Raw genomic sequence first — 11,123 nt, 5'->3', positions numbered from 1 at the left:
AGAGAAGGGGCCTGCGGCTGGTCTGTGCCCTCAATACTGGGGGCAGGCCAGCGCCAATCTGGCCTCGCGCTTCTCGCTGACGTGGGTCAGGCCATAGGCTAGCAGCACGATCAGCGCACCTATCCAGGGAGTGTGCATCAACCCAAGGTGCTCCACCACAAAGCCACCAACGACAGAACCCAAGGCGATGCCGACGTTGAAGGCGGCGATGTTGAGGCCGGAGGCCACGTCCACGGCGTTGGGGGTATGGATCTCGGCCTGTTTCACCACCAGCACCTGCAGCCCAGGCACGTTGCCAAAGGCGAAGGCACCCCACACCAGCACGGTCAGCACCGCCAGCACCGGATGGGGCGCGGTGAAGGTGAGCATTAGCAGGATGACAGCCAATCCGGCAAACATCAGCTTCAGGGCGGGCAAGGGGCCCATCTTGTCCGCCAGCTTGCCGCCCCAGATGTTGCCGAACGCCACCGACACCCCGTACACCAGCAGGATCAGGCTGACCGCGTTGGCGCCGAAGCCACTCACCTGTTGCAAGATGGGGGCGAGGAAGGTAAACGCCGTGAAGGCGCCGCCGTACCCGAGCGCTGTCTTGGCGTAGACCAGCAGCAGCGGCTTCTTGGTCAGCACCAGCAGTTGTTCACGGATGCTGGAGGCCGCTCCCTTGGGCAGGTTGCTCGGGATCAGCAGCAGGCTACCCACCATGGCGATGAGGCCCAAGAGGCTCACCACCAGGAAGGTCTCGCGCCAGCCAAACTGTTGGCCAATCCAGGTGCCGAGCGGCACGCCGGTGACCAGAGCGACGGTCAGGCCGCTGAACATGATGGCGATGGCGCTGGCCGCCTTCTCCTTGGCCACCAGACCAGTGGCTATGGTGGAGCCCACCGAGAAGAAGACCCCGTGGGCCAGACCGGTCAGCACGCGGGCGACGATCAGGCTCTCGTAGCCGGGGGCCTGCCAGGCGAGCAGGTTGCCGGCGGTGAAGAGCGCCATCAGCCCCACCAGCAGCCACTTGCGCGGCAGCTTGCCGGTGAGGGCCGTCAGAAGCGGCGCGCCTATGGCGACGCCGAGGGCGTAGAGGCTGACCAGCAGGCCCGCCGAGGGCAGGGAGACATGAAGTTGCTCGGCTATGGTGGGAATGAGCCCCACTATCACAAATTCGGTGGTGCCGATCGCAAAGGCACTCAGGGTGAGGGCAAATAACGCCAGTGGCATACAAACTCCTTGGATAGGACTCCCGACGGGAGAATGGCGCCAGTATGCCGATGAGCTTTGTTGGCAAAAATGACGATGACATCAAATTACTTTTGCTTAATCAGCAGCAATGGCGCCGTGGCATGGGGTGATGGAGACAAGAGGGGTCATGCAGGGGAGTAGAGAGTAGCGAGAATAAATAGCGTGCGAAGCGCGCGCAACCAGACAATGGACAACAGAAGGTGGCGGGAAGATGCCAGCTGCACAGGCGGCAGTGGCATGTGGTATTGGAGACAAAAAAGCGGGAGGCACTGTGCCTCCCGCTTGGGGTCGAAGAGATGTCCCGAACTGTTGTTCTCCCTTCTCCCCTGGCGGGAGAAGGGCCGGGGATGAGGGGGATCAGTCCCAGGCCGGTGCGAAGTCCGGGTTGGCGCAGCGCTCGCCCCGCTCCAGGGTGGCGATCTGGGCCATCTCGTCGGGGCTGAGCTGCACCTTGAGGGCGGCCAGGTTGGCGGCCTGGTTCTCCCGCTTGGTAGAGCTCGGGATCACCGTCATGCCCTGGGCCAGCAGCCAGGCCAGCGACACCTGGGCCGCCGAGACGCCGTGGCGCTTGCCGATCTCCATCAGCAGTGGCTCGCTCAGCACCTTGCCATAGGCGAGCGGCATATAGGCGGTGATGGCGATGCCCTGATCCTGGCAGAACTCCACCACCTTGCGGTTTTGCAGCAGCGGATGGATCTCCACCTGCTGGTGGGCGATGGCACCCGGCCCCAGGATCTCGACGGCTTCTTTAAGCTGGGCGACCGTGAAGTTGGAGACCCCGATCTCGCGGGTCAGACCCCGGGCTTTGGCCTCGGCCAACTGCTCCAGATAGACCGCCATCGGCACCTCATCTTTGGGGGAGGGCCAGTGAATGAGCGCCAGATCCAGATAATCGGTGCGCAGTTTCGCCAAGCTGGTCTTGAGGCTGGGGATCAGCTTGCCCGGGCCAAACTCGCTGGTCCACACCTTGGTGGTCAGGTAGATCTCGTTGCGGGGGACAGCCGTGCTGGCCAGCACCTCGCCCACTTCGCTTTCGTTGTCGTAAATCTGGGCGGTATCGATATGGCGATAGCCGAGCGCCAGGCCGGTATTCAGGGTTGCAAGCAGGGGCTCACCTTTCAGGCGAAAGGTGCCCAGACCCATGGCGGGCATTTTCATCATCTATTTCCTCAAATGGGGTGGTTGGCCCTTGCCCAGAGCAAGGGTGTTGGCTCGGTGCACAGGCCGTGGCGGCGTTGCAAGTTGGCAGCGCCATCGTCAACGAGTCTCGGGCTACTCAGGCCGGGAGTCGGCGGTAATTGCGAATATGGCTGCTGGCAAACCAGGGCTCGGCCCTGGCGACAAACGCGAGGAAGTGAGCTTGCTGTTGGTGGGCTTTGAGCGCGGCTTCGCTCTCCCACTCCTCGTGCAGCATCCAGCCATGGGGGTTGTCCAGGCTCTGGTGCAACTGGTAACGCAGGCAGCCGGCCTCCTGCAGGGTGGCCGCTATCAGCGGCTCAAGGGCGGCCCGAAACTGGGCGGAAAATTCGGGTTTGGCTTCAAGTTGGGCAATCACAATCACGGGTGATGACATCTGAACCTCCTTGCGAAAACGAAGGTCAGTATGCCTGCCGCAGGGGGAGGGAAATAGGGCAACAGCCGCAAAACAGTATTGAGGAGAGCGCAGCAATCCTGTGGCAAGAGTGCCGCAATAAATGGGCCGGTGCGAGGTGGGGGTGAGGAGGTCAGGGAGGCGAATGGAGCAGGGAGCGCCGGGGCACCCCCTTGCCATCAGGTATTGGCGGGCTCCGACCAGACCGCGAACTCATTACCGCTGGGCTCGACGAAGTGGAAACGGCGGCCACCGGGGAAGTCGAACAGGGGTCGTACTATGGTGCCCCCGGCGCAGGCCACCTTGGTCTGGGTCGCCACGATATCAGCACTGTAGAACACCAGCAGGGCGCCACCTTGAGCCGTGCTGCTGCACAGATCCGCCTTATAGAAACCGCCGTCCAGCCCCTCATCGGCAAAGGCGCAGTAGTCGGGGCCATAATCGACAAACTGCCAGCCGAAGGCGGCCTGAAAGAAGGCCTTGGTGGCCGCGAGATCCCGCGCCGCAAACTCCACATAGTTCAGTTTTTCATGGGCTTTCATGCTGTTTTGCTCCCTGCGTGTCCATCTTGTGTCAAGAAGAGGCTGATTAAAGAGTGCCTGGTTAACAATACCCCATCAAATCATTTCCCTGAAATTGTGGCGCTGGCAAAACGGAAGGCTATTTGAACTCTTCGCCGTGGTTTTCCAGTCGCTCCAGTCCGCACTGCTGGCACACCACATAGCGGTCGAGCAGCTCAAGTGCGGCTATGCCATGACCGCCGACACCGGAGAAAAATCCGTTGAGAAACGCCCTGAACTGGCCGCGGCGGGTCTTGGGATAAGGGGAGGGCTTCTGTTTTATCCGCTCGCTGTGCTCTGTATCCATTCCACAGCGGGGGCAACACTGTCTGGTCATTCGTTGCACTCCTCTTTGTGGTTTGAAACCGTGGGCCTCGACCCGTTTATCGACGGTTTAGAACAGGGCTGCCATGATGAACGGTTTCAGAATGTTGGCGCCCCCAGTGCTGATGGGAATGTAAAAAATGAGTGGGACAGGATCCTTGCTGCGTCTGTAGGTGTGCCAACTTCTGTTGTGATGACGCAGAACCCGGTAGATGATCAGCAGGCCACCGAAGAAAAGGGTTAGCGCAAAGGTGACGACAAAATCCAGCAAAATCAGAGCTCCATTTAGGCAAGAACCGTTTTTTATAGGTGCAGCAGCATTATGTCCAGAGCCATATGGGTGGACTTGTCCCTTTGCCACTACTCATGCCTGCAAATGTTACTCCTTGCCCAGCTGCTCCCATGGGGTCAATTTCAGTTGCTTGCAGCGAAACCAGAACCAGCTCGCCATGGTGAGGCCAAAGAAACTGACAAACAGGGCCGTTTGATACAGAGCCGCTGCCGGCGATATTCCCGTCCCGCGCCAGCTGAAAAACCACATCAACAGACCCCAGAGCAGCCCTATGCTGATGCCAAACCCGAGAACGTTGGTTAGCCAGCCCTGATAGTGAGGAGGTTTGACCGGGCAACCCAGCCTGCGCAGCAGTCTGAACAGCGGCGGATTGTAGTTGGCGTGCCATACTCCTTTGCTGGCCAGCTCCTGATGGGCGGCGGCCAGCCGCGCTTCGAATGTCATGGTTTCCTTCCTTGTCAGATTGTGGCGCCATACGATGCCGTTTTGGCTGCATTGTACCGGCAATGGGCGAGTCTGGTTTGAGCTGGCCATCACGTTATTTATCTATGCAAACAAAGATGTGGCACCAGAGCTCACTTGCCAATCCACAGCGACTGCACCTATAAAGGTCCATTACTCTTGTCTGGATAACAGCAATGAAGACCCATTCTGATGAACTGACCCTGTTTGTGGCCGTGGTGGAGGCGGGCAGTTTTCGCCAGGCGGCGGAGAACCTCGGCATGGACAACTCCGTAGTGAGCCGCGGCATCAAGCGGCTGGAGGAGAAGCTTGCGACCGTGCTGCTCAACCGCACCACCCGCCGGGTCAGCCTGACCGAGGAGGGGAGCTGGTTCTATCAGCGGGCGGTGAAGATTCTGACCGAGATGAGCGAGGCTGAGGGGCACCTGCTCAGCCGCAAGGAGCAGCCGGAGGGGATTTTGCGGGTCGATGCGGCCACTCCCTTCATCCTTCACCGGCTGGTGCCCATCATAGGCGAGTTTCGCCGCCGCTATCCCGGCATCGAGCTGCAGCTGCACAGCTCGGAGGGGTTCATCAACCTGATGGAGCGGCGGGTGGACATGGCCATCCGTATCGGCGAGCTGACCGACTCTTCCCTGCGCGCCCTGCCGCTCGGCCACTCACGGCTGCGGTTGCTGGCATCCCCTGCTTACCTGAGCGAGCGCGGCACCCCGCGCCAGCCGGCGGATCTGCTGGCGGGCCACGAGCTGCTGGGCTTTTTGCACCCCGATCACCTCAACCATTGGCCGCTGCTCAGTGCCGAGCAGGGTGATCGCTTTCCCATTACCCCGACCCTGCGCGCCAGCAGCGGCGAGACCTTGCGTCAGCTGGCGCTGGCGGGGCAGGGGATCGTCTGCCTGTCTGACTTCATGACAGGGCCGGATCGGGCCAGCGGCGCCCTGGTGGAGGTGCTGGCTCGCAGCAACAGCGGCGCCTCGCGCCCCATCAATGCGGTGTTCTACTCCGATGCCCAGCGCGACATCCGGCTGCGGGTCTGGCTCGACTTTATCAAGGAGCAGCTCGGCAGCCATACCCTGTGATGGCGGCGTTTAAGGGCCGACACTCTCCCGGCCAAAGGGGAGGGGATGTTGGCGACCAGCCATGACAACCAGGCTGCATAGGCTGGCGTCTTCCCTTGGCAACAGAAGGGGCGAGGTAGCCTCTGGCAGCTCCGACAAGCGGGAGGGAAGAAAGAGCCGGCCTCCATTCATGACAAGAGAAAGGGAGCCGACCGGCTGTCCGCCAGCGGTGGTGAATGACCACTGTGGATGCCTGGTTGAATAAAGAAGAGGCCGACATCGCTGTCGGCCTCTTTGTATTTTCATCTCGGAAAGATGTCGGTTACCCGATTAATCCTCTTCGGCCCAGCGGCGTGAACGCTCAACCGCTTTCTGCCAGCCGTGGTAGAGCTTGTTGCGCTCTTCGTGGCTCATCTGCGGGATGAATTCACGATCCACGCTGAACTTGTCTTCCAGCTCGTCCGAGCTCTTCCAGAAGCCGACCGCCAGACCGGCCAGGAAGGCGGCGCCCATGGCGGTGGTCTCGATGCGGGTCGGACGCACAACCGGGGTGTGCATCATGTCGGACTGGAACTGCATCAGGAAGTCGTTGGCTACCGCGCCACCGTCCACCTTGAGGGCGGCCAGCTTGATGCCGGAGTCCTGCTGCATGGCATCCAGCACATCGCGGCTCTGGTAGGCGATGGATTCCAGTGCGGCACGAATGATGTGGTTGCGGTTGGCGCCACGGGTCAGGCCGACCATGGTGCCGCGAGCATACGGATCCCAGTAGGGCGCGCCCAGACCGACGAAGGCCGGTACCAGGTAAACGCCGTTGGTGTCACCCACCTTGGAGGCGAAGTAGTCGGTATCGCGGGCATCGTGGATGAGCTTCAGCTCGTCACGCAGCCACTGCACTGTGGCGCCGCCCATAAAGACAGCCCCTTCCAGCGCGTAGTTCACTTCCCCTTTCGGGCCGATGGCGACTGTGGTCAGCAGGCCGTTGCTGGAGCGAACCGGCTCTGTGCCCGTGTTCATCAGCAAGAAGCAGCCGGTGCCATAGGTGTTCTTGGCCATCCCTTTTTCGAAGCAGAGCTGGCCGAACAGGGCAGACTGCTGGTCACCGGCAATGCCGGCGATGGGGATGCGGGAACCGCCGCCACGGGTGGTGTAGCCGTAGACTTCGGAAGAGGGTTTGACCTCTGGCAGCATGGACAAGGGGATGCCCAGCTCGTCCAGCATCTTCTCGTCCCACTTCAGGTCGCGGATGTTGTAGAGCATGGTACGGGAGGCGTTGGTCGGGTCGGTGACGTGCACTTCGCCATTGGTCATCTTCCACACCAGCCAGGTGTCTATGGTGCCGAACAGCAGCTCGCCGTTCATCGCCTTCTCGCGGGCTCCTTCGACGTTGTCGAGGATCCACTTCACCTTGGTGCCGGAGAAGTAGGCATCCAGCACCAGGCCGGTGTTCTCGCGCACATACTCTTCCAGGCCACGGGCCTTGAGCTCTTCACAGATGGCCGCGGTGCGGCGGCACTGCCAGACGATGGCGTTGTAGATGGGTTTGCCGGTGGCCTTTTCCCACACCACTGTGGTTTCACGCTGGTTGGTGATGCCGATGGCGGCGATCTCTTCGCTGCGCAGGCCTGTCTTGGCCAGCACTTCGGTGAAGACGGAGGACTGGGTCGCCCAGATCTCCATGGGGTCGTGCTCTACCCAGCCCGCTTTCGGGTAGTGCTGGGTGAATTCGCGCTGGGAGGTGCCGACTATGTTGGCATCCTGGTCAAACACGATGGCGCGGGAAGAGGTAGTACCCTGGTCCAGAGCGACGACATATTTTTTTTCAGCAGACATGATGTTCTCCACGTTTTTATTTTCCACGTTTTTACACGTTGGGGAGGGCCGCTCTTATGCGGCGGCCTCTTCTTTGGCGGTTTGGGCAGCTTGCTCGGTGGCGGCAACACGGTTGCCAGGCACACAGGGAGCCAACACTTTCACATACAGGGCGGTACCAAGCTGGGCACCGGCGATTGGGCCAAGGATGGGGACCCAGAAGTAGGGGTTGTCACGACCACCTGTCATGGCCACGTCACCCCAGCCTGCCAGGAAGGCAAACAGTTTGGGGCCGAAATCACGGGCCGGGTTCATGGCAAAACCGGTTAACGGGCCGAGGGAGGCGCCAATCACGGCGATCAGGATACCGATCAGCAGGGCGGCGGCGAAGCCTTTGGGGGCGCCGTTGTTGTTGTCACCCAGTGCCATGATGCCCAGCATCAAGACGGCGGTGATCACCAGCTCGACCGCGAAGGCTTGCATGTTGGAGAGCAGGGCGTTCGGGTAGGTAGAGAAGATGCCGGCGGTGCCGAGGCTCTCGACGCTGCCGCGCACCACGTTGTGGGTCACTTCCCACTGGGTGAACAGGCCGCCGTAGAGGAAGTAGACAAGGGCGGCGAAGCAGAAGGCGCCTGCGACCTGAGCGATGATGTAGGGCACCACTTTACGCTTGTCGAACCCGCAGAAGGTCATCAGCGCCAGGGTCACGGCCGGGTTCAGGTGGGCACCTGAAATACCGCCGGTCACATAGATGGCGATGGCGACACCCAGACCCCAGGTAATGGAGATTTCCCATTGTCCGAAGTTGGCACCGGCCAGCACCAGGGCGGCCACACAACCGACGCCGAAAAATATCAGCAGGCCGGTTCCGATAAACTCGGCAATGCACTCGCCAAGCAGGGTATTGGGTCTTTGTATGCTCATACCGTTATTCCTTATATCCACCCAGAGTAGGTTTGATGTTCCGTTTTGTTGTTTTTTCAGTCCCATTGTTGCGTCCGAAAACGTTTTTTCTTGTTTTTTGAGCTGGCGCAAACGTTATGCTCGTTTGCGCTCGTTATCGGACGAGAGAGAAAATAAACCTAAATCGAACATTCACCACGCCCTCCCCGCAGGAAATGTGGACAAGATCCCACTCATTGCTAAGAAAATGTGACGGAAAGCAAGTTGCAACAGTGGTTATACCACTTAGTGGGTAGCTGAAAGCCTTGCTATACAAGGGATTGCGGCTGATGAGTGACTACTCACTTGGCGCTTTCTTTTGTAATAAAACTGCAATATTTGAGCCTCCATCACAGATTAAATGTTCACATATGAGCACAATAGGCTCGCTTTCGAATCAGGACTCCTCTGGTTGGTCAGCATGGACAGGGCACCCTCAACCGCCCACAACAACAATAAGGAAGCAGAACATGCTTAGTCTCTTCAGGCCTGCACCACATATAGACAGGCTCCCGGCCGACAAGGTCGATCCCTTCTACAAACGCATGCGTTGGCAGGTGTTTTTCGGGATCTTCTTCGGTTATGCCGGTTACTACCTGGTACGGAAAAACTTCAGTCTGGCGATGCCTTATCTGATCGAACAGGGATTCTCCCGCGGCGATCTGGGCCTGGCCCTGTCCGGGGTCTCCATCGCTTATGGTCTGTCCAAGTTCCTGATGGGGAACGTGTCTGACCGCTCCAATGCGCGCTACTTCCTCTCCGCCGGCCTGCTGCTGTCGGCGGGCATCATGTTCATGATGGGGACAGTGCACTGGGCCACCTCCAGCATCGGCATCATGTTTGTGCTGTTGTTCCTGAACGGCTGGGCACAGGGCATGGGCTGGCCGCCCTGCGGTCGCACCATGGTGCACTGGTGGTCACAGAAGGAGCGTGGCGAAGTGGTCGCGGTCTGGAACGTGGCGCACAACGTCGGCGGCGGCATGATAGGTCCGCTGTTCATCCTGGGGATGGGCTGGTTCAACGACTGGCGCAGTGCCTTCTATGTGCCGGCGGCGGCGGCGGCGGCCATCGCGGTGATCGCCTTCTTCGTGATGCGCGACACCCCGCAATCCGTGGGTCTGCCTCCCATCGAAGAGCACAAGAACGACTATCCGAAGGACTATAACGAAAGCCACGAGCAGGAGTTTTCCGCCAAGGAGATCTTCGTCAAGTACGTGCTGCACAACAAGCTGCTGTGGTACATCGCCATTGCCAACGCCTTCGTTTACCTCATTCGTTACGGCGTGCTGGACTGGGCTCCGACCTACCTGAAAGAGGCCAAGGACTTCAGCGTCGACAACTCCTCCTGGGCTTACTTCCTGTACGAGTGGGCCGGTATTCCGGGCACCCTGCTGTGCGGCTGGATCTCGGACAAGATGTTCCAGGGTCGCCGTGCCCCGGCCGGTATCCTGTTCATGGTGCTGGTGACCCTGGCCGTGCTGGTTTACTGGTTCAATCCGGCTGGCAACCCGACCATCGACATGATGGCGCTGGTGGCCATCGGCTTCCTGATCTACGGTCCCGTCATGCTGATCGGTCTGTATGCGCTGGAGCTGGCACCCAAGAAGGCGGCCGGTACCGCGGCAGGCTTCACCGGGCTGTTCGGTTATCTGGGTGGCGCCGTGGCGGCCAACGCCATGCTGGGCTACACGGTTGACCACTTCGGCTGGGATGGTGGCTTCATGGTGCTGACCGCGTCTTGCGTGCTCTCCATCATCTTGCTGGCCATGACCCTCAAGCACGAGAACATTGCCGTCGCGGCCAAGAAAGCGGCTGCCGATAAGGCATAAAACGTGATCCTGCCCTTATCGATCCGAAAAGGGATCAGGTAAACTGCCAAAGGCCCCGCATCTGCCGGGGCCTTTTTTCGTCTCATCATCGGAGTTCAAGCGTGAAGCAAACCCAACGACATCTGGAGATCCTGGACGTCCTGACGCGGCAGGGCTTTGTCTCGACCGAGGATCTGGTGACCCACTTTGACGTCAGCCCCCAGACTATTCGCCGCGATCTGAATGATCTCGCCGAACAGAACAAGATCCGGCGCCATCATGGCGGTGCCTCCCTGCATTCGAGTACCGTCAATACCGCCTACAGCGCCCGTAAAGTGATGCAGCTCAAGGAGAAAGAGCGCATCGCCCGCGAAGTGGCCGCCAACATTCCCGACGGTTCATCGCTCTTCATCGACATAGGCACCACCACAGAAGCCATCGCCCGCGCCCTGCTCGATCACCGCGAGCTGCGCGTGGTCACCAACAACCTCAACGTGGCCAGCATTCTCACCGCCAAGGATGACTTCACCGTCATCATAGCCGGTGGCGAGATCCGCAACCGGGATGGCGGCATAGTGGGGGAGGCGACCCGCGACTTCATCGGCCAGTTCCGCATGGACTACGGTGTCATCGGCATCTCGGGCATCGACAACGACGGCTCTCTGCTCGATTTTGACTACCACGAGGTGAAGATTGCCCAGGCCATCATAGCCCACTCCCGTCAGGTGTTTCTGGCCGCCGATCACACCAAGTTTGGCCGCAATGCCATGGTCAATCTGGGCAACCTCAACCAGATCCACGCCCTGTTCACCGATCAGGAGCCGCCCGAGAAGCTGATGCGGCTGATGTCCCAGCACCAGATCGAGTGCCACATCTGCTGAGCCGCCGTTAACCCCTCTCTGGCATCAGGCCGCCGCACTGGCGGCCGCTTCTTTTTCGCTTTCTCCCCTCTGCCTGCACACCTGCCGCGCCCCACTGCTTAGATGTTCCCCGACATGAGCGCGTTCTCGCGCACGTTTTCGGGCCCGGCAGCCCGGTGCT

The 11,123-nt window shown here is 60.2% G+C and carries 12 protein-coding genes; 3 read left to right on the top strand and 9 right to left on the bottom strand.

Annotated features, from left to right (window positions below):
• Nucleotides 1-30: 30 nt before the first annotated feature.
• From AACQ95_RS07695 to AACQ95_RS07665, 7 genes are all read right to left on the bottom strand, one after another.
• Nucleotides 31-1,212, bottom strand: coding sequence for an MFS transporter (locus AACQ95_RS07695; RefSeq protein ID WP_241278231.1), 1,182 nt, complete (start codon nucleotides 1,210-1,212; stop codon nucleotides 31-33).
• Between the two features lie 378 nt (nucleotides 1,213-1,590).
• A complete protein-coding gene (gene dkgB / locus AACQ95_RS07690) occupies nucleotides 1,591-2,394 on the bottom strand; it encodes a 2,5-didehydrogluconate reductase DkgB (RefSeq protein WP_241278230.1) in 804 nt (267 codons plus the stop codon).
• A 115-nt stretch (nucleotides 2,395-2,509) separates the two neighbouring features.
• A complete protein-coding gene (locus AACQ95_RS07685) occupies nucleotides 2,510-2,806 on the bottom strand; it encodes a putative quinol monooxygenase (RefSeq protein WP_043135238.1) in 297 nt (98 codons plus the stop codon).
• A gap of 197 nt (nucleotides 2,807-3,003) precedes the next feature.
• Nucleotides 3,004-3,366: a VOC family protein gene (locus AACQ95_RS07680; RefSeq protein ID WP_241278229.1), complete on the bottom strand. Its 363-nt coding sequence runs from the start codon at nucleotides 3,364-3,366 to the stop codon at nucleotides 3,004-3,006.
• A 118-nt stretch (nucleotides 3,367-3,484) separates the two neighbouring features.
• Nucleotides 3,485-3,721, bottom strand: coding sequence for a hypothetical protein (locus AACQ95_RS07675; RefSeq protein ID WP_241278228.1), 237 nt, complete (start codon nucleotides 3,719-3,721; stop codon nucleotides 3,485-3,487).
• 57 nt (nucleotides 3,722-3,778) lie between these two features.
• On the bottom strand, nucleotides 3,779-3,979 hold the full coding sequence (locus AACQ95_RS07670; protein ID WP_043135243.1) for a hypothetical protein: 201 nt from the start codon (nucleotides 3,977-3,979) through the stop codon (nucleotides 3,779-3,781).
• A 108-nt stretch (nucleotides 3,980-4,087) separates the two neighbouring features.
• Nucleotides 4,088-4,444, bottom strand: coding sequence for a DUF6404 family protein (locus AACQ95_RS07665; RefSeq protein ID WP_241278227.1), 357 nt, complete (start codon nucleotides 4,442-4,444; stop codon nucleotides 4,088-4,090).
• Between the two features lie 194 nt (nucleotides 4,445-4,638).
• On the opposite strand from AACQ95_RS07665, the gene AACQ95_RS07660 reads away from it, so the two are divergent.
• Nucleotides 4,639-5,541: a LysR substrate-binding domain-containing protein gene (locus AACQ95_RS07660; RefSeq protein WP_043135247.1), complete on the top strand. Its 903-nt coding sequence runs from the start codon at nucleotides 4,639-4,641 to the stop codon at nucleotides 5,539-5,541.
• Between the two features lie 309 nt (nucleotides 5,542-5,850).
• Here the strand turns inward: AACQ95_RS07660 and glpK are convergent, their stop codons facing one another.
• Nucleotides 5,851-7,353: a glycerol kinase GlpK gene (gene glpK / locus AACQ95_RS07655; RefSeq protein WP_005310059.1), complete on the bottom strand. Its 1,503-nt coding sequence runs from the start codon at nucleotides 7,351-7,353 to the stop codon at nucleotides 5,851-5,853.
• Nucleotides 7,354-7,407: 54 nt separating this feature from the next.
• On the bottom strand, nucleotides 7,408-8,256 hold the full coding sequence (locus AACQ95_RS07650; RefSeq protein ID WP_241278226.1) for an MIP/aquaporin family protein: 849 nt from the start codon (nucleotides 8,254-8,256) through the stop codon (nucleotides 7,408-7,410).
• Nucleotides 8,257-8,744: 488 nt separating this feature from the next.
• Here AACQ95_RS07650 and glpT point away from each other — a divergent pair, with 488 nt between their 5' ends.
• Both glpT and AACQ95_RS07640 read left to right on the top strand, forming a co-directional pair.
• The gene (gene glpT / locus AACQ95_RS07645; protein ID WP_098984429.1) at nucleotides 8,745-10,103 is read left to right on the top strand and encodes a glycerol-3-phosphate transporter; all 1,359 of its coding nucleotides are present in this window, start codon (nucleotides 8,745-8,747) and stop codon (nucleotides 10,101-10,103) included.
• A gap of 101 nt (nucleotides 10,104-10,204) precedes the next feature.
• Nucleotides 10,205-10,963 carry a DeoR/GlpR family transcriptional regulator gene (locus AACQ95_RS07640; RefSeq protein ID WP_005310067.1) on the top strand — a complete coding sequence of 253 codons (759 nt, stop codon included), beginning with the start codon at nucleotides 10,205-10,207 and terminating at the stop codon, nucleotides 10,961-10,963.
• Nucleotides 10,964-11,123: the final 160 nt, after the last annotated feature.

Source organism: Aeromonas sp. MR19, assembly GCF_963899305.1.
GTDB lineage: Bacteria > Pseudomonadota > Gammaproteobacteria > Enterobacterales > Aeromonadaceae > Aeromonas > Aeromonas bestiarum.
Note: the sequence above shows the minus strand (reverse complement) of the source record. Positions and strands in the feature narration are given on the sequence as shown.